Origin of the sequence: Pseudorhodoplanes sp., assembly GCF_050250235.1 — a bacterium.
Classification (GTDB): domain Bacteria; phylum Pseudomonadota; class Alphaproteobacteria; order Rhizobiales; family Xanthobacteraceae; genus Pseudorhodoplanes.
Genome location: NZ_JBFWPA010000118.1, coordinates 1 through 20,389, shown reverse-complemented (window position 1 = coordinate 20,389; position 20,389 = coordinate 1). Strand labels below are relative to the sequence as shown.

The 20,389-nt window shown below is 60.0% G+C and carries 16 protein-coding genes and 4 pseudogenes; 13 read left to right on the top strand and 7 right to left on the bottom strand.

The window, feature by feature from the left end; all coding sequences use genetic code 11:
- The 3 genes from AB7F49_RS30885 to AB7F49_RS30875 all read left to right on the top strand — a co-directional run.
- Positions 1 to 273 (top strand): FixH family protein (locus AB7F49_RS30885; RefSeq protein WP_428529608.1); only part of this gene is annotated, 273 nt, incomplete at its 5' end.
- Complete coding sequence (locus AB7F49_RS30880; protein WP_428529607.1) at positions 270 to 1,694, top strand: efflux RND transporter periplasmic adaptor subunit; 1,425 nt, start codon at positions 270 to 272, stop codon at positions 1,692 to 1,694. The genes AB7F49_RS30885 and AB7F49_RS30880, both read left to right, overlap by 4 nt.
- The gene (locus tag AB7F49_RS30875) at positions 1,691 to 4,861 is read left to right on the top strand and encodes an efflux RND transporter permease subunit (RefSeq protein WP_428529605.1); all 3,171 of its coding nucleotides are present in this window, start codon (positions 1,691 to 1,693) and stop codon (positions 4,859 to 4,861) included. Before AB7F49_RS30880 ends, AB7F49_RS30875 begins: the two co-directional genes overlap by 4 nt.
- A 127-nt stretch (positions 4,862 to 4,988) precedes the next feature.
- Here AB7F49_RS30875 and AB7F49_RS30870 read toward each other — a convergent pair.
- Together AB7F49_RS30870 and AB7F49_RS30865 are read right to left on the bottom strand one after the other, a co-directional pair.
- Positions 4,989 to 5,336, bottom strand: a pseudogene (locus AB7F49_RS30870) (ABC transporter substrate-binding protein); the annotation flags it as partial.
- Positions 5,337 to 5,429: 93 nt separating this feature from the next.
- The gene (locus AB7F49_RS30865; RefSeq protein WP_428529603.1) at positions 5,430 to 6,605 is read right to left on the bottom strand and encodes a methyltransferase; all 1,176 of its coding nucleotides are present in this window, start codon (positions 6,603 to 6,605) and stop codon (positions 5,430 to 5,432) included.
- A 162-nt stretch (positions 6,606 to 6,767) separates the two neighbouring features.
- Here AB7F49_RS30865 and AB7F49_RS30860 point away from each other — a divergent pair, with 162 nt between their 5' ends.
- Positions 6,768 to 8,321, top strand: a complete 1,554-nt coding sequence (locus AB7F49_RS30860) for a winged helix-turn-helix domain-containing tetratricopeptide repeat protein (protein WP_428529601.1) — start codon at positions 6,768 to 6,770, stop codon at positions 8,319 to 8,321.
- A 739-nt stretch (positions 8,322 to 9,060) separates the two neighbouring features.
- Here the strand turns inward: AB7F49_RS30860 and AB7F49_RS30855 are convergent.
- Complete coding sequence (locus AB7F49_RS30855; RefSeq protein WP_428529600.1) at positions 9,061 to 9,945, bottom strand: LysR family transcriptional regulator; 885 nt, start codon at positions 9,943 to 9,945, stop codon at positions 9,061 to 9,063.
- Between the two features lie 119 nt (positions 9,946 to 10,064).
- Here AB7F49_RS30855 and AB7F49_RS30850 point away from each other — a divergent pair, with 119 nt between their 5' ends.
- Together AB7F49_RS30850 and AB7F49_RS30845 are read left to right on the top strand one after the other, a co-directional pair.
- Positions 10,065 to 10,472, top strand: a complete 408-nt coding sequence (locus AB7F49_RS30850; RefSeq protein ID WP_428529598.1) for a cupin domain-containing protein — start codon at positions 10,065 to 10,067, stop codon at positions 10,470 to 10,472.
- 56 nt (positions 10,473 to 10,528) lie between these two features.
- Entirely contained in the window at positions 10,529 to 11,371 is an 843-nt protein-coding gene (locus AB7F49_RS30845) for a class I SAM-dependent methyltransferase (RefSeq protein WP_428529596.1), read from the top strand.
- 366 nt (positions 11,372 to 11,737) lie between these two features.
- Here the strand turns inward: AB7F49_RS30845 and AB7F49_RS30840 are convergent, their stop codons facing one another.
- From AB7F49_RS30840 to tnpA, 4 genes and pseudogenes are all read right to left on the bottom strand, one after another.
- A complete protein-coding gene (locus AB7F49_RS30840) occupies positions 11,738 to 11,944 on the bottom strand; it encodes a hypothetical protein (RefSeq protein WP_428529594.1) in 207 nt (68 codons plus the stop codon).
- 353 nt (positions 11,945 to 12,297) lie between these two features.
- Positions 12,298 to 13,218, bottom strand: a pseudogene (gene tnpC, locus AB7F49_RS30835) (IS66 family transposase); the annotation flags it as partial.
- Positions 13,219 to 13,291: 73 nt separating this feature from the next.
- A pseudogene (gene tnpB, locus AB7F49_RS30830) lies at positions 13,292 to 13,495 on the bottom strand (IS66 family insertion sequence element accessory protein TnpB); the annotation flags it as partial.
- Between the two features lie 104 nt (positions 13,496 to 13,599).
- Positions 13,600 to 13,998 carry an IS66-like element accessory protein TnpA gene (tnpA, locus tag AB7F49_RS30825; RefSeq protein WP_428529592.1) on the bottom strand — a complete coding sequence of 133 codons (399 nt, stop codon included), beginning with the start codon at positions 13,996 to 13,998 and terminating at the stop codon, positions 13,600 to 13,602.
- 171 nt (positions 13,999 to 14,169) lie between these two features.
- Between tnpA and AB7F49_RS30820 the strand changes: the two are divergent.
- From AB7F49_RS30820 to AB7F49_RS30790, 7 genes and pseudogenes are all read left to right on the top strand, one after another.
- Positions 14,170 to 14,364 (top strand): annotated as a pseudogene (locus AB7F49_RS30820) (helix-turn-helix domain-containing protein); the annotation flags it as partial.
- Between the two features lie 6 nt (positions 14,365 to 14,370).
- Complete coding sequence (locus AB7F49_RS30815; RefSeq protein ID WP_428529610.1) at positions 14,371 to 14,955, top strand: IclR family transcriptional regulator; 585 nt, start codon at positions 14,371 to 14,373, stop codon at positions 14,953 to 14,955.
- A 116-nt stretch (positions 14,956 to 15,071) separates the two neighbouring features.
- Positions 15,072 to 17,372, top strand: coding sequence for a xanthine dehydrogenase family protein molybdopterin-binding subunit (locus AB7F49_RS30810; protein ID WP_428529590.1), 2,301 nt, complete (start codon positions 15,072 to 15,074; stop codon positions 17,370 to 17,372).
- Positions 17,369 to 18,232, top strand: a complete 864-nt coding sequence (locus tag AB7F49_RS30805; RefSeq protein WP_428529589.1) for an FAD binding domain-containing protein — start codon at positions 17,369 to 17,371, stop codon at positions 18,230 to 18,232. The genes AB7F49_RS30810 and AB7F49_RS30805 overlap by 4 nt, the downstream gene beginning before the upstream one ends.
- Before the next feature lie 8 nt (positions 18,233 to 18,240).
- Positions 18,241 to 18,750, top strand: coding sequence for a (2Fe-2S)-binding protein (locus AB7F49_RS30800; protein WP_428529587.1), 510 nt, complete (start codon positions 18,241 to 18,243; stop codon positions 18,748 to 18,750).
- A gap of 62 nt (positions 18,751 to 18,812) precedes the next feature.
- Positions 18,813 to 19,865 carry a leucyl aminopeptidase gene (locus AB7F49_RS30795; RefSeq protein WP_428529585.1) on the top strand — a complete coding sequence of 351 codons (1,053 nt, stop codon included), beginning with the start codon at positions 18,813 to 18,815 and terminating at the stop codon, positions 19,863 to 19,865.
- 100 nt (positions 19,866 to 19,965) lie between these two features.
- On the top strand, positions 19,966 to 20,389 hold a 424-nt coding region (locus tag AB7F49_RS30790), incomplete at its 3' end, for an isochorismatase family protein (protein ID WP_428529583.1).

The following is a 20,389-nucleotide window of genomic DNA, read 5'->3' as shown; positions in this document are numbered from 1 at the left end:
GGCGAGGCCGTGATCGCGGTGCGCCTGCTCACCAAGGTGACGGGCAAGCCCGTGCCTGACGCCGTGATCTTCGCGACGCGTCTCGACATGGCGCCGGACGGCATGCAGGACATGGCGACGAAGGTGACGCCGGTGCCGAGCTCCGAGCCCGGCGTCTACCAGTTCAAGGCCAACCTCAGCATGGCCGGCGGCTGGCAGCTCTCGCTCGGCGCGAAAGTCCAGGGCGAGACCGGCTCAGTCGAGAACAAACTCGTCATCAAGGCCGTCCCATGAACCGGATGGGCCGCGCCGGCCTCACCCTCGCCGCCATCTTGGTGGCGGGGGCTGGAGGCTATTGGGCCGGTCAGCGCGCAATCGTGCTGCCGCCCATTACATGGCTTCAGGCCATCCCCTGGCTTGAGAGCACCGCATCCGTTCCCGCCCATGCTGATCCCGCAGCATCTGGGCCAATCATCTACTATCGCGACCCGGACGGCCGTCCCGCCTACTCGGCTGAGCCGCGCAAGACGGCTGACGGGCGTAACTTCCTTGCCGTGCATGCGAGCGAGGACATCAGCTTCGACGAGAAACCAGAGGCGGACGCGGAAGCCGCCCGGCCGGCAAACGGCGAACCGAAGAAGATTCTCTACTATCGCAATCCCATGGGTCTGCCCGACACCTCGCTCGTGCCGAAGAAGGACTCGATGGGGATGGACTACATCCCTGTCTATGCCGGCGACGGCGAGGACGGCTCCATAGTCAAGATCGCGCCGGGCAAGCTGCAGCGAACCGGCGTTCGCACGGAGACCGTCGGCGATCGCGTCGTCGTCCAACTGGTGCGCGCACCCGGGACGGTGCAGCCGGACGAGCGCAGTGTTTCGGTCGTGACCGTTCCGGCTGACTCCTATATCGGCAACGTCGAGAATGTCACGACCGGAGACCGGGTGCTTAAGGGCCAGCCACTGCTGCAACTCCGCTCGCCCGAGCTCGCCGCCGCAGCCGTGCAGGTTCAGATCAATCCAGGTCTCAACGTCGCGCGTCGCCGTCTCGAAAACTTCGCTGTGCCGAAGGAAGTGCTCGATGAGATCGACCGGACTCATCAGGTTCCGACGGCGTTCACCTGGTACGCCCCACGCGACGGCGTTGTGCTAACCCGCAACGCGACCGAAGGCATGAAAATGGCGGCCGGCGACATCCTGTTCCGTATCGCCGACCTCTCGACCGTCTGGGTGCTAGCCGATGTGCCCGAATATGCCATTGCGAATGTCGAGCCTGGTCAGTCGGCGACCATCCGGGTCCGCAGCCTGCCTGGGCGGACGTTCCAAGGACGCGTCGCCCTGATCTATCCGCAGGTGAACCAGGTAACCCGCACGACGAAGGTGCGCATCGCCATCCCGAATCCGGACGGGCTCCTGCGCCCCGATATGTATGCCGAAGTCGAGATCGCGGCCGGCGGGGGAAGCTCGGTAGTGGCGGTCCCTGACAGCGCCGTGATCGACACAGGCACGCGGCAGGTCGTGATCCTCGATAAGGGCGAAGGCCGCTTCGAGCCGCGCGGGGTCAAGATCGGTGCCCGTGGCAGCGGTTACACAGAGATCCGTAACGGAGTCACGGCCGGCGACCGCGTCGTCGTCTCGGCCAACTTCCTGATCGACGCGGAAAGCAATCTCAAGGCTGCGCTCACCGGCATGACCGTGGGGGAGAGCACGCCATGATTGCCCGCTTGATCGCGTGGTCCGCTCGCAACCTCATCCTCATCCTCGTGGGCACCGTCTTCGCGGTCGCCGCTGGCGTTTACTCTCTCAAGACGCTGCCATTAGACGCCATTCCGGACCTCTCGGATGTCCAGGTCATCGTCTACACCGACTATCCTGGCCAAGCGCCGCAGGTGGTCGAGGACCAGGTCACCTATCCGCTGACGACAGCCATGCTGACGGTGCCAAAGTCGAAGGTGGTGCGGGGCTTCTCCTTCTTTGGCGTCTCCTTCGTGTATGTGATCTTCGAGGACGGCACCGATCCCTACTGGGCTCGCAGCCGTGTGCTCGAATATCTCAACGCCGCTGCAAAGCGCCTACCGGCAGGCGTGACGCCGGGTCTCGGGCCCGACGCGACAGGTGTGGGCTGGGTCTACCAATACGCGGTTATCGCCAAAGAGATGAGCCTCGCCGAGCTGCGCTCGCTGCAGGACTGGGTGATCCGCTTCGTCGCCTCAAAAGCCGAAGGCGTCGCCGAGGTCGCGAGCGTTGGCGGCTTCGTCAAACAATACAACATCATCGTTGATCCGCTGCGGCTGCGCGCCCAGGGAATCTCGCTCGCTGCCGTGCGTGACGCCGTGCGCAACAGCAACCAGGATGTCGGCGGGAGGACGCTCGAGCTCTCGGAATTCGAGTTCATGGTGCGCGGCCGCGGCTACATCAAATCGCCGGTCGACATCGAGAACATCGTTCTGAAGACCGACCAGGGCGTACCACTTCGCCTGAAGGACGTGGCGCGCGTCGAAATCGGTCCGGACGAACGGCGCGGCATCACTGAACTCAACGGTGAAGGCGAAGTCGCAAGCGGCATTGTGCTGCAGCGCTTTGGCGCCAATGCGTTGACTGTGATCGACAACGTCAAGCAGCTCCTTGCCGATATCGCTGGCAGCCTGCCGAATGGTGCGGAGATCGTGCCGGTCTATGACCGTTCGCACCTCATCGAGGCGGCGGTCGAGACGCTGCGGCACACGCTGACCGAGGAGAGCATCATCGTCGCGCTTGTGTGCGTGGTCTTTCTGCTTCATCTGCGTAGCGCGCTCGTTGCCATCCTGATGCTGCCGGTCGGCATCCTGATTGCGTTCATCGGCATGAAGGCGATTGGGCTCGGCTCCAATATCATGAGCCTGGGTGGCATCGCTATTGCCGTCGGCGCGATGATCGATGCTGCCATCGTCATGATAGAGAATGCGCACAAGCATCTGGAGCGCGCCCCGCCCGACAAGCCGCGCGTTCAGATCCTCATCGATGCGGCGAGCGAAGTCGGGCCGGCGCTGTTCTTCAGCCTGCTCGTCATCACGGTGTCGTTCCTGCCGATCTTCACGCTGGAATCGCAGGAAGGTCGGCTTTTTGGTCCGCTCGCCTTCACCAAGACCTTTGCGATGGCGGCCGCCGCGTTCCTGTCCATAACGCTCGTGCCGGCACTAATGGTGATTTTCGTCCGCGGACGCATCATCCCGGAGCACAGGAATCCGATCAATCGGTTCCTGATCTGGATCTATCGGCCGATCATTCGGGGCGTGCTGAGGGCAAAGATCTTCACAATCCTACTCGCGGTTATGGCACTTGCGGTGAGCGTCTGGCCGGCGCGCCAACTCGGCTCCGAGTTCATGCCGAACCTGAATGAGGGCACGCAGCTCTACATGCCGACGACGCTGCCCGGCATCTCGGACACCAAGGCAGCCGAGCTCCTGCAGAAGCAGGATCGCATCATCACATCCTTCACGGAGGTGGAGTCGGTTTACGGCAAGGCTGGACGCGCGGCGACGGCGACCGATCCCGCTCCGACCGAGATGTTCGAGACGATCATCAACCTAAAACCGAAGGATCAGTGGCGACCGGGTGTCACCATCGACAGCCTGAAGGCCGAGATGGACAAGGCACTGCAATTCCCCGGCGTTTCCAATGCCTGGACCATGCCGATCCGCGCTCGCATCGACATGCTCTCGACCGGCATCCGCACGCCTGTCGGCGTGAAAGTGTTCGGTACCGATCTTTCCGCAATGGAAAAGATCGCCCGCCAGATCGAGGCGGCGCTGAGGACCGTGCCCGGGACGTTGAGCGCTTACGCCGAGCGCGTCATCGGCGGTTACTATCTCGACATTGCGCCTGACCGGGAAGCGCTCGGCCGTTACGGCCTTGCCGTCGGCGATGTGCAGGACGTCATCGCCACAGCGCTTGGCGGCCAGATAGTGACGACGACGGTCGAAGGACGCGAACGCTATGGCGTGAACATTCGCTATCCGCGTGACCTGCGCTCCAACCCACAGGCCATCGCCACGGATGTGGAAGTTCCGCTTCCTGGCGGTGGCGCCGTTCCGCTTGGCGAGGTGGCGAAGGTGCAGCTCACCCGTGGCGCAACCTCGATTCGCACTGAAAACGGCCAGCTTGCGACTTACATTTATGTCGACATCAGCGGCCGCGACCTTGGCGGCTATGTCGCCGATGCTCAGAAGGCGGTCGCAGCATCGGTGCAGCTGCCGCCCGGCTATTCAGTTGGCTGGAGCGGCCAATACGAATATCTGCAGCGGGCCAAGGCACGATTGAAGATGGTCGTTCCGGTCACGCTGCTGATAATCTTCCTGCTGCTCTACCTTAATTTCCGCAAGCTGACAGAGACACTGATCGTCATGCTATCCCTGCCATTCGCCCTTGTCGGGGGAGTGTGGCTGATGTGGTGGATGGGGTTCAACATGTCGGTCGCCGTGGCGGTCGGCTTCATCGCGCTTGCGGGCGTCGCTGCCGAGACAGGCGTCGTCATGCTGATCTATCTCGATCAAGCGATGACGGAGCTGAGGGCACAGCGGGGCCAAGAGCGCCGGGCATTCACCCGCACCGATCTCTATGAGGCGATCATGCTCGGCGCCGTCGAGCGCGTGCGGCCGAAGATGATGACCGTCGTCGCGATCATGGCCGGTCTCGTGCCGATCCTCTGGAGCACCGGCGCTGGCTCCGAAGTAATGCAACGCATCGCCGTGCCGATGATCGGCGGCATGGTCTCCTCGACCGTGCTCACCCTCGTCGTCATTCCGGCGATCTATGCCCTCGTCAAAGGCTGGGGACTGGCAAAAGAGCAGCGAATGGCCGAACGGAAATACAGCTCCACCGATTTCGAGACTGCCGCCGAATGAGAGGGGGCTCCTATGATGCACGACATGATGGGAAGCATGGGCTGGGGCATGGGCCTCGTCGGTCTTCTGACCGTCGTTGTGCTCGTCCTGGTGATCGCCGCGCTCGCGAAATACGTCTTCTTCAGGTGGCTTGAGTTGCCAGAGGCGCGACGGCGAATGCTGATGGCGTAACACCAAGTCCGGCCAAGAGACTGACCTTGTCGTTGACGATCAATTCCCGGGCGATACGTTTGGTGATGTCGGGGGCCGCGCCATCGTCCTTGAGAATGACCTCGATTTTTCTGCCGGCGACTATCGTGCCGTGCTCTTGCGTGTAGAGCCTCACGGCGGCTTCGATTTGCCTGCCGGTCGTCGCCTGTTGGCCAGTCATTGGGAGGATCAAGCCAATCCTCACAACGTCCTCGGCCAGTGCGGGACCACCCGTACCGAGCGTGCCGGCGGCCACCGAGCCCAAGATGAATGTCCGACGTAACATGGGAATGCCTCGGGATTGCTTGGTTGTCAGTTGCATCGACTTATTTCGGCTTGCGCCTCCAATCTGCGCATCTGTTCTTGTCTCGATCCGAGCCTAGTAAGGGCCTGCGACGGGCGCGGCCTCGATGATGGAAACCGGCGAGGCCGTAGGAATGACCCGGCGCAGCGAGAACCCGGATTGATCGAACAGGCTGCGGAACTCCGCCTCGCTGCGCGCGCGAGCCTGCCCGAACATGGCCATCATCTGCATGTCGACCAGATAGTCGGTCGCCTGGCCGCGCGCGGAATCCGGTTCCAGAATCTGCTCGCCCAGCAACAACAGCGCGTTTGAGCCCATCGCCGCGCGGCAGGTTCGCAGGATGCGCAAACAGTCCTCATCGGACCAGTCATGCAGAACCCGGATCAGCATGTAGATGTCGGCCCCGCCTGGCACCTGCTTGAAGAAGCTGCCGCCTTGGGCGACGATGCGGCCTCCCAACAGATTCTCCGGGGCTATGGCGGCGATGACATCCTCGCGATCGAAGACAAGGCCGCGCCGCGCCGGGAAGCGCGCGAAAATCTGGCGCAGCGCAGCGCCGTTGCCGCCGCCGATATCGGCGATGAGGCTTGCTCCGGAGAAATCATAAGCGGCGGCCAGGGCGGCGTGCCGATTGTCGGGGAAATTCGCCATCATGGCGTCGAACAGGCGGGCTTCGTCCGCATGCTGCTTGAGATAGGCGAAGCGCCCCATGTTCCAAGCGGCCTCATGCGGGACGCCGCCTGTCATCGCAGCGTCCAGTCTGTTCCAGGCTCCCCATGAGCCGGGCCCGGCCCAGAAACGGGCCGCGTGGCGCAGGCTCCGTGGCGTATCCGTCCGGAGCAGCCGCGAGCGCGGCGTATGCGCGACGACGCCATCGGCCGTCACCTCGAAGACCCGGAAAGCGGCCAGCGCGCGCAGGACGCGCAGTATGGGCTCGGGCAGCACAGCGCAAGCAGCGGCAAGCTCCCCCACTGTGACCCGTCCCTCCCGCGGAATCTTGTCCGCGACGCCGAGATCGGCGACCAGCCTGAGCATGCGCGACACCTGAAATCCGCGCAGGAGCAGATCGAGTTCTTCGCGGTCCGTATCCGTTGCGAGCGGCTCGCTGACGAGTCCCTTCTCCTCGACCTGAGCGCCGCCCTGCGGACAAGCGTGCGAAAGCGACAGGTCGCCGTTCGCCCCGGCGTCGGCCTGTTCCGCAACGGCTGAATGAACCGACATTGTTTCGCGTGGCTGGGAGCGGTTGGCCATCGGGAATTCCTATTGTGACCAAACCAGTTACGGTGCGGCCGGTTCAGCTCTCGCATCCGCGGTCGAGATCTTGGATGCGCATGGCTGGACCCTACCGTCGGCGCACCCTAAAATCCTGATTCAGTGACTTAATTGTTCTGAATCGTGAAATTGGTAGGCGCGATGTCGCAGGATGAGGTGAGCTTCGGGCGCTTCCGCCTCGATCTTCATCGCAGGACGCTCACCTGCGAGGGGGCTCCTGTCGTCCTCAAGAACAAGGCCTTCGACATCCTGGCCGTGCTGGCATCGGCGCGGGGCAAATTGGTGACCAAGGATGAACTCATGGCCAAGGTGTGGCCTGGGCTCGTGGTCGAAGAAAGCAATATTCAGGTTCACGTCTCCGTGCTCCGCAAGGCATTGGGCGAAGAGAGAGACCAGCCTGTCCACCTCTTTACGGTATCTGGCCGTGGCTATCGGCTGGTCGGCGCGACCGCTTCAACGATGAACACATCGAAGCCCGATGCAGTGGCTGCGCCTGCTTTTTCCGATCGTCCTTCCATCGTCGTCTTGCCATTCACCAATATGAGCGGCGATCCGGAGCAGGACTATTTTGCCGACGGTGTTGCGGAAGACATCATCACCGGCCTGTCGCGCATCAAATGGCTGTTCGTTATCGCCCGCAATTCGAGCTTCATCTACAAAGGCAAGGCGGTCGACGTCAGACAGGTGGGCTGCGATCTCGGCGTTCGCTACGCTCTTGAAGGCAGCGTGCGCAAGTCCGGCGACCGCGTCCGGATCGCCGCCCAACTGATTGAAACGCAGAGCGCCTTGCAAGTGTGGGCCGAGCGTTATGACCGACGGCTCGGCGACATCTTTGACGTGCAGGACGAAATCGCGATGAGCGTGATCAGCGCTATCGAGCCGGGCTTGAGACGCATCGAGCTCGCGCGCATCCAGCGCAAACGACCGGACAGCCTGGACGCCTACGATCTGGTGCTACAGGCGCTGCCGTTCGTCTATAAATTGATGCCGGCCGGCTCCGCGCCCGCGATCCCGCTGTTGCAGAAGGCGCTTGCGCTCGAACCGGATTATTCCCTGGCTCATGCCACCCTGGCGTGGTGCTTCCACATTCGGTTCGGGCGCGGAGGCCTCGACGCGGAAGATCGTCGGTCTGCGATCCATCACGCCCATGCGGCTCTCTCAGGCGCCGGAGACGACGCAACGACGCTCGCGATCTCGGCGTTTGTCATATGGTTCGAGGAGCATGACATGGCGATGGCGTTCGATCTGTTCGATCGCGCATTGTCGATCAGCAGTTTGAATTTTGTCGCCCTGTGCACGAGTGCGGTCGCTTTGGCGTGGAGCGGAAAGTGCGAACTCGCGATTGAACGCGCCCGGCAGGCGCTGAAGCTCAGCCCGTTCGATTCCATGAACCATCTGTCCTATCAGGGTCTCGCCGGGGCTTATTTCCAGCTCGGTCGGCACGCGGAGGCGTATGAGGTGGCGCGACGAGCGGTTGAGTTGAATCCCGGGTTTAGTGTTCCCTACGCATACCTCACAGCGGCACTGATCGGTTTAGGTCGCCATCAAGAAGCAAGGATTGCGGCTCGATCGGTTCTTAAGCTCGATCCGAAATTCACTATCAATCGCTTTTCCGTGACTGTAGGCGTGAACCCGGAAGTCTTCTCAGCTTTTGCGCATGCCTGGCGCGAGGCTGGCTTGCCGGAATCGGAATAGCCCTTTCGGCAGTCTGGAAAACTGTGAATGTGCGCCCTCCACACGGGTATTTGAAACGGTAGAAGAAAAGCGGCTCGCGGCGCGTGGCAGCAATCAGCACGCCACAGGCCTCAACACCGGCCTGCTGGAAGTGTCTAACCGCGCCTGCGCTACAGTGCCTCTTCAGAGTGACGACGGCGACGGGCGAGGAACTGTCGCGGGGACCAACATCCGAAAGCGCACTGCGACATCTTGTGCACGTTGGAGCATGGTCGGCGTCGTCTAAAAAGACCCGCTCTTCCATCAGAAGCGATTCGAACTTTTTCACCGCCGGTGACTGCCGCTACTACGCTTTTCTCCCGCTGGCTTTTTCCCGCGCTTTGCTCGGGCAAGTCCCGGCGGCAATCGGCGGCTATATCGTCCTATGGAGGGCTATCGGCGGTCTTTGGCGCCCCAGCGTGGACGAAACTGATAACTACATTTGCGCGGGAGCACTATGAAGTTGCACTCCATTCTACGCTAACATCGTCTACGGCGGGGCGAAGCCCGCAGCAGCGCTACGATTGAGCTGTGTGTATGCTACACGCATGATTGTTTAGATCGCAGGCGGCTTGCTGCAACGTGGCGAATCGCGACGCTCGCTCAATCCTGCGCAGGATCAGGACTTGGATCGAAGTCGAAGTTTTGTAGGCGGCCAGCCGCGGCTGAAAAATGTAAAAGGCCGAAGCGCGCTTGGGCGATCGATAACATGATCAGCACGCTACCCCGTAAAGATCGATTTCAGCGCCGGTCGCTCCTCTTCAACGAAGTCAAAGAATGCAGACACGCGTGGCGTGCGTCTGAGGTCAGGATGAGTCAGCAGGCGCCAGCTTCTTGATAGTTCCGGAAGGGGGCCAAGCACGCGCACGAGATCCTCTTGATCATCGGCGACGGCGGTCGGCAAGGGGCCCAGGCCGATGCCGGATTTCACAGCGTAGACGAGGCCGAGGACGCTGTTGTTGCGTGCGACTATCTTCGCGTCGGGTGCGACGGCTTTCAGCCATTTCACGACTCGATGGTTGGGTAGCGTGTCGTCGAGACTGACAAGGAGATGGCGAGCAAGGTCTTCGACGCGTTCCGGTTTGTCGTGCCGTTCGATATAGGCCCGGCTTGCATAGACGGCCCAGATCGAGTCGGCGATCTTGAGGCCGATGAGGTGGTCGTCCGTATCGCCCGAACGGAAGGCGACATCCGCCTCACCCTTGAGAAGATCGAGATAGCGGTCGCTTGTCACGAACTCGACCTGGAACGTCGGATGCCGGGCATGAAAGCGATCGATGAGCGGCGTGAGCCTTGGCACGATCGGTTCGGGACAGGTCAGGCGAATAACGCCACGGCGATCGCGCGCCACGTCGGCGACATGTTGCTCGAGCTCTCGAACGGCGACCTCGACACGTTCGGCGAACGGCAGCAACTCCTCGCCGAGTTCAGTCAGGCGATATCCCGACGTCTGGCGAGACACCAGTTCGCGCCCGATGCGTCCCTCAAGCTCGGTCAACCGACGGTGAACCGTCGACTGGTTGACGCCAAGAGCCTTACCCGCGGCAATCGTACTGCCGTGACGGGCCACGGCCAGGAGGTACTTGAGATCGTTCCAGTCGAACATACGGTATTATGCGATTTTGCTGCCCCGGCTGGCAATCTTGCGGCTGCCGCTCAGACTCAACGGCGTATACGACTTGGAGCGCTTGAACGCCGCAGGAAGATCAACCCGGAGCCCACCAGGTGCGCACGATCATCGGCCTCGCCCTCATGCTGGCATCAACCACCAGCGCGCCGGCCCAGACCAGCGAAAGCAATCTCGCCAAGCCCAATCTGCTCCTTCAGGAACTCGTGACCGGGATGCCGAAGGGAGACAAACAGGCGGTGCGGGTATTAACGGCCACCTTCAGGCCGGGCGACAAGACCGTGTACCACACCCATCGCTTTCCCGTGACCGTCTACGTCCTTGAGGGAGCCTTCACGCTTGAGCTTGATGGGCGCGCGCCGATTGTCGTGAAGGCGGGCGAGGCTTTGGTCGAGCCGCCCCACGTGCCGATGACTGGCTACAACCGCAGCACCAGTGAGGTCACCAAGGTTGTCATCTTCTACGTGAGTGATCCTGAAACACCCTTCCTCGACGCTCATCACTAGTCCCATCGGGAGACCACGCGATGACAGCCACGCTAGTAAACCCGATCGACCCCGAGATGTTCAAGCTTGCCGCTCGTCAACAGTGGGACGCTTGCGCGGACGGCTGGAACGGCAAGAGTGACTTGATCCGAAACTGGCTTCGTGAGTCGACCGACGCCATGCTTGCGATGGCCGACATCAAGACGGGTGCGCGCGTGCTCGACGTTGCCGCCGGCGCGGGTGATCAGACACTCGACATTGCGAGAAGGGTCGGCCCGAATGGCTACGTGCTCGCGACCGATTTTTCGCCTGCCATTCTGGCCTTCGCGAAGGACAACGCCTGGCGGGCGGGGTACGCCAACGTCGAGACAAAAGCGGAAGATGGAGAAACTTTTGAGGTCGCGGAAGCCAGCTTCGATGCAGCCATCTGCCGACTGGGCCTCATGTTGTTTCCCGATCCCTTCAAAGGACTCAAACGAATGGTCCACGCGCTAAAAGCCGGCGGCAGCGCCTGCACAATGGTTTTCTCCACACCGGAGCAGAATCCGTGCATCGGTGTTCTTGTCTCGACTGTCTTCAAGCACGCCGACCTGCCTCTGCCCGATCCCTACCGGCCCGGTGGCCTGCTGAGCCTCGGCAAGCCGGGGTTGATGGACGAACTATTCGGTCGCGCCGGGTTTTCCCACGTGGCAACCACGAAAGTTGCTGCGCCATTCCGGCTGCCATCGGTGCAGGACTATCTCGACTTCGTGCGAACGTCGGCCAGCCCTATCCTGCAAATTCTCGCGAAGCTCGACGACGCGAGACGGGAGACCGCGTGGGCTGAGATCACAGACAAGCTCGGCGCGTTCAACACGTCGAACGGCTGGGAGGGTCCGAACGAACTGCTGCTGACTGTCGGACGGCGACCAACGATCTGATAGACCGGTCCATCGGTTGGGAACGTGCCGGCTCCGTAGGACCGGAATCCGAGCCGTGGGTGCGTGCGTTGGAAGGTCCGGCCCGTGCTGGCCCCACAAGACCCTGGAGAACGTTGATAGCGGATTATGCCGCTCGATCAGCAGAAGCAGCCATTCAATTGAGAGCCATCGAACAGGCGCGAACCTTCCTTGCCAGCCGAATAGATTCGAACTTTTTCGCCACCCGGGACCGCCGCTCCTACGACACTGAACATATTTCGATTTCCTTCAGCGTAGCCGGTGCGGCTTTGGCGTAGGGATAGCGGCTTACGGCTGTTAGTTGGCGCGCCATTCAGAACAAAACTACGAACTCGTATGTTATTGAAATCATTTTATAATTCTTGCGACCGAATAGTCAGCTGGGCGCCGCGAAATCGGTGAGGTCGCGATCTTGCCAAGGTCGGAGCGCGGGTTAGCACTCCATCGCCCACCCCAAATTTTCTGAACGTAGAGTTCGACTGTTGTCAAGGCATCGCGGACCGCGCCCGAATAGTCGCCCCGGTGCAGGGTTGCATAGCCGTTCGTGGCGATCACGGGGTGCTCCGGCGAGCTTCCGCTCAACGTTCGCGTATCTTCGACGAATTTGCGCACACAAGTGGGCCAAAGCTTTCCGGCGTTCCGACGCCATTGCTCACCCCCAACATCCGCGCAATGACGCGCTCGGTCAGGCCCTGGTGCCTCAAACGTAGAACTTCTCTGATCCGGCGCATCGACAATCTCTGGGTAGGCATCGGGCTTCCTCATTGGTTGAATGAGAAACCCGTAGCCCGGTTGAGTTGTCGGCCGAAGCGTCCGGCACCGCCTAAAGGTGCTCACGATCGCCTGAAATCGCTGCTCACGATCCTCTGAAATCGTTGCTCACGATGCGGTGAAATCCGTGCTCACAATCCCGCGAAACGCGCATCTGGATGCTCACCGCCACGATCCGGCGAATAGAAGAATACGGCTGCCGGTGGATCGGGACCGGCAAACGGGCCGTCGTCGCGCACATAGGTCCAGAGCCGGCCGGTCCGGGTCTTGCCCTTGGCCAGGACCGGCACCGTGGTGTCGTCGGCGTGGATGCGTTCGGCCGCAAAGACATGGCTCTGGATCGCATCGACCAGTGGCATCAGGGTTGCCGCGGAGGCACCCACCCAGTCGGCGAGCGTCGACACATCGAGGTCGATGCCTTCACGCCGGTAGACCTCGCTCTGACGGTTGAGCGGTAGGTGCAGACCGTACTTGGCGAACAGAACATGGGCGAGCAGCTTCGGTCCCGCACGCCCGCGCGCAATCGGGTGCGAGGGGGCCGGCGGCTGGCTGATCGCTTCGCAGGCCCGGCAGACGAACTTCTCACGGACGTGCTGGATCACCTTCCACTGGCGCGGGACGAGCTCCAGCGTCTCGGTCACATCCTCGCCGAGCTTGCGCAACCGGCTGTTGCCGCAGCAGGGGCAGATCGCAGGCACCGGATAGACAAGGCGTTCCCGCGGCAAATGCTCCGGCAGCGGCCGGCGCGCCGGCTTGCGGCGCTCGAAGGGGGCCACCGTGACTTTGTCGGCTATGGCAATTTGCGCTGCAGTCTCGGCTTGCGCGGCGTTCTCTTCGAGATCGGCGAGCTGCAGTTCGAGCTGGTCCAGCAATGCGCCGCGCTCAGAGGATTGTCCAAACTGCTCGTGCCGCAGCTTCCTGATCGTGAGCTTGAGCTTCTCGATCAGCAATGTCCGGGCCTTCGCCTCCGCTTCCGCGGCCAGGCGCGCTGCCCGCTCGGCGCGCAGCATCGCCTTCAGCGCGGTCACATCGTCGGGAAGAGAATCATCGGCGTTCATCACCGACCAGAGAATCACAAGACGCGGTCTCTATCCAGACTGCCAGTCACGCCGTCGATTCAAATCATGGCGATCAACCGGCCGCCCGTGGCCGCCACGTATGTTGCGGCATCCGCGTCAAGCGCATGACGCCGTCACTGATCCGCGGCCATTCGAAATGGCCGCCATCGCCAAGGCGCTTGTAGACCAGAATGAGGCCCGTGCCGTCCCATAGCAAAATCTTAAGCCGATCGGCCCGCTTCGTACGAAAAACCACGATCAGGCCCGAATGCGGATCAAGCCCGAGCGTGTTCTACACGAGGCCGGCCAGCGCGTCGTGCCCGCACCGGAAATCGACAGGACGCACAGCAAGCACAATCCGCAGTCCCTGCGCCGGAATGATCATGCGCCGCGCTCGATCGCAGCCACGATCTCCGCGATCCGCACCGCCGACACGTCCGCATCCAGGCGAACCGAAACCTTGCCAATCGTAATCTCGACGAGCCCCTCGGTCTTGCCTGACGCCGCTGGATCGCTCAGCTCGATCGACACGAAATCCGCCGCTTCGTCCGTGACCAATGCGAGCCGGCCAGTACGCGCCAATCTGCGCCACGTCGTCAACTGCTGGGCCTTGACACCATAACGCCGTGCGACCTCACATACGCGGGCGCCAGGCTTCATGCTCTCGAAAACGGCGCGCCCCTTCATCTCCGCAGACCATAACCGCCCTCCAGAACGCGTGCGGCGCGCAAGCTTCCCTGCAAAACCGTCGGCTTCGGCCTCCTCGCTCGATAGTTCCATCGCCGTCAGTCTCCTCCTGGCGGCCCGAACAGCCAAGAATCGCAGAGCACAAACCGAGCGGAAACCCATCAATCAAATGGGAGAAAAGCGTCGCTTACGCTTGACAGAGAAATCATAGAAGTCTAACTAATATCCATGACCAAGAACTATTGTTCACATATGTGAAAGATCATGCAGTCGTCACGAGCAATACCAGTCGGCGCTCAATCAAGTCGAAATGCCGGTGTGAAGAGTGCGTTACGAGTGCTCGCAATCTTTGAGTTTTTCGCCGCTAGAGGTAGGCCGGCGATTTTTACTGAGCTGTCAGAGCAGTTGGATCTCCCAAAATCCAGTTGTTTTGCTCTCATGGAGACGCTTCGGCGGGAGGGCTACGTGTATCTGCTCGGAAAGCGCAACGGCTATTTTCCGACGCCCCGTCTGCGTGCTCTAGGCGAAAGTATTTTGCGGGGAGATCCGATCGTGATGCTTGCTCAATCGCATGTGCGTGCGCTTCGCGATGCGATAGGCGAGACGGCCGTATTCGGCAAGCGGGACGGAACGGAGGCATTATATCTAGAAGTTCAGGAAGCGGATCACGCAGTGCGTTTTGTCGCGCATGCAGGGCAGCGCAAGATGATGCACAGCGGAGCGTCGGGCAAAGCGCTAATGGCGCTGATGGCGCCGGACGAGCGTCGCGAGTTCATTGGTCAGCTTAATCGTCCAGCAATTTCTCAGAAGACGCTAGTAACGGTCGAGGATATCGAGCGTGCGATCGATCGTGGCATAAGGGTCGGTTGGCATGTTGCTATTGGCGAAAATAGTCCCGACCTCACTTCGATTGCCGCGGGGTTCGGAGTTGGCGGCGAGGGTTACTTCTTCTGCGTTGGTGGGCCGACCTCCCGCATTTCCTCAAGGAAGGAAGAGATTGGCAAGGTCGTGGCGCAACTAGCAGCGACCATTGAGCGGGAGGCCTCTTAGTCATGAGCGGGGTCAGTGCGAACAAATATGGTGAGCGCGCTTGCTCTGCTTCGTGGTCCTCCTTCGGAGGCTGCGTTAGGAATGCGCATCATCACAGCTAAAAGGAATATCGTATCGTGTTGTACATCGGTCGTTCGCTCCCTCGCAAAGAAGATCCGCGCTTCCTAAAGGGCGAGGCGCAATATGTTGCTGATATCCGCATTCCTCACGCGCTTGAGGCAGTAGTTTTTCGTAGTCCAGTTGCGCATGGCAAAATTAAGAGCTTGGACTTGTCCGCCGCCAAGAGCGCGAAGGGGATTGTTGCTGTATTCAGTGCTGCCGACATCGGGCTTGTAGATGGCATACCCTCTGCATTCGTTCCTAGGCCGGAGCTCAATCTACTATTCCAGCGACCGATCGCTACCGAGAAGGTGCGCTATGTCGGTGAGCCCTTGGCGATTGTGATTGCTGAAGATCGATATGCTGCCGAAGATGCGCTTGAGCTCATCAATGCTGATATTGAGCCGATAGATATTTTGATTGATGCGCGCCAGAGTAGGCACTCTCAAACTTTAGTGCATGAGCTGAACGGCAGCAATGTTGCGGCCACGCTAACGGCAGCGCGCGGCGATGTGGAGGCCGCATTGCGGAGCGCGCCAGGGCGGGTGTCCGCGTCGTTTTCTACGCATCGCCACACCGGTATTCCGATGGAAACACGAGGCTTGATCGCGTACATGGATCCTTCGACCGATGTTTTGACGGTCTGGGGTCCGACGAAAGGAATTCATCGCACCCGGGGAATGCTCGCGCAGCTACTCAAGATGCCGGAAGAACGCATTCGATATTTGGAGCCAGACGTCGGTGGCGGGTTCGGTTTCCGCGGCGAATTCTTTCCGGAGGATTTCTTAGTGCCATGGGCGGCGTTGCAGTTGGGCCGACCAGTACGTTGGATCGAAGATCGTCAGGAACATTTCCTCGCGATTAACCACTCCCGTCAGCAATGGCATGAGATAGAGGTCGGGTTTGATCACGAAGGGCGAATTCTCGCAATTAGAGATCGCGGTATCTTGGACATGGGAGCGTACGTTCGGCCGAATGGTTTCGTCGCGCCGACTCATACGGTGACGGGCCTTCCTGGCCCATATCGAATACCAGCATTCGATCTCCGGATGGAGTGTGTGCTAACGAACAAGACACCTCACGGCTCCTATCGAGGTCCGGGACAATATGAGTCGTCCTTTGTGCGTGAACGAGCATTCGATTTGGTCGCGGATAAGCTCCGCAAGGATCCAGCGCAGCTCCGCAAGGTCAATTTGGTGTCACCCGATGCGATGCCCTATTCAACAGGCACCCATGAATATGGTCACGAGGTGGTTTTTGATGGCGGCAACTATGCCCTTGCGCTCGATCGGGCACTGCAAGAACTTGATTATGATCGGGTACGCAGCATGCAAAGTGAGCTGCGGTCGCAGGGGCGTTACGTCGGTATCGGCTTGGCTTCCTTCGTCGAGCCAAGCGGGCTCGGAGAGTGGGAGCATGCGCGGGTACAATTGGACGAATCTGGAAAGGTTCAATTGTCCGTCGGTGCAGCGTCGATAGGACAAGGTGTTGAGACTACTCTGGCTCAGGTCGCGGCCGAGGCGACGGGTTCATCATTTGAAGATGTTACCGTCTGCTCCGGTGACACCGACCGCTTAGGAATTGGGGCGGGCTCGTGGGGAAGTCGCACAGCAGTTTTAGGTGGCAGTGCCGTCTTGGGTGCAGGCCACGCATTCAAGCAGAAATTGTTCGAAGTGGCCGCGCTACGCCTAGGTGTACGGAGCGATGATCTAGAGGCTGCTGGAAGCGAAGTCTGGGTGACCACTAATCCCGATATACGACTAAGCTTTGCCGAAATTGCGCGGCTCGTGCATTCGCCCGACAGCAATGTAGGCCAACTCGAAGCATCGTTCACCTTTGAGCAGTGTGCCGCAACGTATCCATATGGCAGTACGGCGGCGCTTGTCGAAGTGGATGTGCTCACCGGCGGCATTCGCATCCTGAAGTATATCATCGTCGCGGACGTAGGCACGATGATTAACCCAAAGATCGTGGAGGGGCAGCTCGTGGGTGCCGCTGCTCAGGGCATTGGAGGCGCGATCCTCGAGGAACTGGTGCATGACGAGCAGGGCCAGTTATTAACGACGAGTTTTGCTGACTATCTCATCCCGACGGCAAGCGAGATTCCAAACATAGTCGTCAAGATGCTGAACGAAGCTAAGTCGCCCACCAATCCTCTCGGGGCCAAGGGTGCCGGAGAGGGCGGCATCGTGCTTGCGGCTGCAGTATTGGCAAATGCCGTCGCTGATGCCTTGAAACCTTTGGGAGTGGAAATCATGTCGCTGCCTCTATCTCACGATCGAATTCGATCGCTCATCCGCAAGGGGCGGGCGTCATGAAAACGGCGGCGTTTGATTACTTTCGACCATCCATGCTCGAAGAAGCTATGGAAATGCTGGCGAGAGCTGGCGAATCTGCAAAAGTGCTCGCAGGAGGCCAAACGTTAGTCCCAATCATGGCATTTCGTCTGGCCCAGCCGGCTGTTTTGATCGATTTGAACCGTATAGAGGGCTTAAATTATATCCGTGACGACGGCGAGGCATTGAGCATCGGTGCAATGACACGACACCGCGACGTCGAACGCTCGACCTTGGTCAGCCGACATTGCCCACTGTTGGCCCAAGCGATTCGGCAAGTCGCGCATCCCGTTATCCGCAACCGGGGCACGGCGGGCGGTAGCCTCTGCCATGCCGATCCGGCCGCCGAATGGCCAACGATTGCTATCGCGCTTCGGGCGGAGATAGTGGTGCGGAGCGTGAGAGGCACGCGCATTGTTGCTGCCCGTGACTTTTTCACCTCCTTGCTAACCACAGCACTCATGGAAGACGAGATCTTAGTGGAAGTCCGGCTTCCAAAAATGCATGCAAACACGCGCGCCTCCTTTCTGGAAGTCAGTCGCCGACATGGCGATTTTGCGCTCGTCTCCGTCGCTGCGCAGATCAGCACCTCAGAGTCTGGCGAAGTGGAAGAGATTAGGCTGGCGCTTGGAGGCGTAGGCGACGTACCAATCGACGCCAGTGAGGCAGCGGAGCCAATCGTTGGCCAGAAGCCTTCGGAGAAGCAGTTCGAGAAGATCGGCGCTGCCGTAGCGCGCGGCTTGACGCCGCCAAGCGACATTCATGCCTCACCTGAGTATCGGCGCGAGGTGGCTGAGGGCCTAACAGTGCGAGCACTCATGACAGCATCAGGTAAACAGTGAGGAACAATATGGCAAAGGTCCCGGTTCATCTTCGAGTGAACGGAGTTGCCCGGAGCGGAAGTGCTGAGCCGCGTGTCACAGCTGGCGACTTCCTGCGCAACGAGCTTCATCTCACAGGAACACACCTTGGATGTGAGCACGGCGTCTGCGGTGCCTGCACAATTCATGTTGATGGCGCGGCAGTGCGGTCGTGCCTCCTGTTCGGCGTGCAGCTCGAAGGCTGCGACGTGCGCACTGTGGAAGGGTTGGCTGACGGTGATGCCCTGAATGTGATTCAACAAGCGTTCATGAAGGCACATGCGCTGCAGTGTGGCTTTTGCACGCCGGGCATGCTGATGACTGTGGCTGCCTTCCTTGAGGAAAACTCAGATCCGACGGAGGAAGAGGTGCGCGAAGCGATCTCATCCAACCTGTGTCGCTGTACCGGCTATGTTACTATTGTGGAAGCGGTACTGCAGGCGGCGGCAGAGATTCGATCAAACGGTCAGAAACCTATCGAAAGCGTTCCTTCCAGCTGAAGGATCATCGAAGAGATTATGAGATTGGGGACCGCGTTCTGTTGCGCTCTGGAGAGATAGTTATGTCCAATTTTGTTGTCGATGTCGAAGCGGTATCCGTCTTTGAAGAACAGATGCGCAGATGCAAGGTAAAGCCAGGTGAAATGGTTGTCGTACTGAACTGCGCCGGTGAGCAGGTCAGTCATGTCAATGCATTGACGGTGGCGATCCAGCGCCTTGGTGCGCAAACGATGAACATAAGTGTGCCGCGCGACAAAGCCTTAGCTGCTGGTGTGCAGGGTCAGCATCCGTTGGTGGGTCACACTCTTGCTTTGGAGACATGCAAAAAGGCCGACATGGTAATTGACCTGATGGGTCTCCTATTTTCGCGAGAGCAGCTAGAAATCCAGGCTGCCGGTACTCGTATTTTGCGAGTGATGGAGCCCCTCCACGTCCTCAAACAGATGGAGCCCACGGAGGATCATCGCCGCCGTTGCGAGTTTGGCCGTGACTTGATCTTGAAGTCGAAGGTGATGCACATTACCTCGTCAGCCGGCACGGATGTGCGATACGGACTGTCGCAATACACGGCGATAGCTGAATATGGTTATACCGATGAGCCTGGACGATGGGATCATTTCCCTTCGGGTTTTGTGTTCACCCAGGGGAACGACGACCAAGTGGACGGTACTGTGGTTCTCTCGCCTGGCGACATAATTTGCGCGTTCAAACGCTATGTCGAAAAGCCGGTAACGTTCGCTATCGAGAAGGGATACATCACTGAGATCTGCGGAGATGGCCTCGACGCGCTGATGATCCGAAACTACATCGAAAGCTTCAACGATTCTCGCGGTTACGCTGTCGCTCACATAGGCTTCGGGCTCAACGAGCGAGCGCGATGGCACCAGTTCGCCTCGTCTCGTTACAGTGCTAGCGAACACGTCATGAACGCGCTCTCATTCTATGGCAACGTCCTGTTCTCAACGGGGCCGAACTCTGAGTTCGGAGGCAAGAACGACACGCCTTGTCACATGGACTTGCCGATGCGCGGCTGCAGCCTCTGGCTGGATGATGTGCAAGTACTCGAAAAGGGCCGCGTAGTTCATCCGGAATTGCGTGCGCCCGGATATCCGTGAATTTGTGCGCATTCGTCAAACTCTTTGCTCGAAATCTCCAATTGCTGAGGTTCTGTTGAGCAGCGGCCGGGAAGCGCGGGCTTGCGCAGGAGTTGGAAGTATGAGTCGTCCTTGGGACAAGTTGATATCAGACGCTGACCGGGCGGTCTATGAAGCGGCGGGCTTCGGCCGACCGATCGGTCTTGGTGAACGCCCTGCATTGTTGGTTATTGATGTGCAGTATCGCACGACCGGTTCGGAAAGTATGCCGATTCTTCAGGCAATCAAAGATGAGTATCCCACTGCCTGCGGCGAATACGCTTGGCGCGCCATTCCAAATATTGCCCAACTGATAGCGGTTTTCCGGGCAAGAAATCTTCCGGTCATCTATCCGGTTGTTGCGCCAAAGAATCATCATGACGGAAGAGGATTTGGCGCGAAAGCTCCGTCAATTTTGACAGTGAGGCCCAAGGGCGATGAAATTGTGGCTGACGTGGCGCCCGCGCCGGGCGAACTAACGCTACCAAAAGCGCATGCGAGTGCGG

Bases quoted from the DNA above. Each gene is read 5' to 3' on its own strand.
- AB7F49_RS30875 (WP_428529605.1), top strand. From the start codon at position 1,691: ATGATTGCCCGCTTGATCGCGTGGTCCGCTCGCAACCTCATCCTCATC.
- AB7F49_RS30865 (WP_428529603.1), bottom strand. From the start codon at position 6,605: ATGGCCAACCGCTCCCAGCCACGCGAAACAATGTCGGTTCATTCAGCC.
- AB7F49_RS30860 (WP_428529601.1), top strand. From the start codon at position 6,768: ATGTCGCAGGATGAGGTGAGCTTCGGGCGCTTCCGCCTCGATCTTCAT.
- AB7F49_RS30805 (WP_428529589.1), top strand. From the start codon at position 17,369: ATGAAAACGGCGGCGTTTGATTACTTTCGACCATCCATGCTCGAAGAA.
- AB7F49_RS30855 (WP_428529600.1), bottom strand. From the start codon at position 9,945: ATGTTCGACTGGAACGATCTCAAGTACCTCCTGGCCGTGGCCCGTCAC.
- AB7F49_RS30800 (WP_428529587.1), top strand. From the start codon at position 18,241: ATGGCAAAGGTCCCGGTTCATCTTCGAGTGAACGGAGTTGCCCGGAGC.
- AB7F49_RS30795 (WP_428529585.1), top strand. From the start codon at position 18,813: ATGTCCAATTTTGTTGTCGATGTCGAAGCGGTATCCGTCTTTGAAGAA.
- AB7F49_RS30845 (WP_428529596.1), top strand. From the start codon at position 10,529: ATGTTCAAGCTTGCCGCTCGTCAACAGTGGGACGCTTGCGCGGACGGC.
- tnpA (WP_428529592.1), bottom strand. From the start codon at position 13,998: ATGGAACTATCGAGCGAGGAGGCCGAAGCCGACGGTTTTGCAGGGAAG.
- AB7F49_RS30880 (WP_428529607.1), top strand. From the start codon at position 270: ATGAACCGGATGGGCCGCGCCGGCCTCACCCTCGCCGCCATCTTGGTG.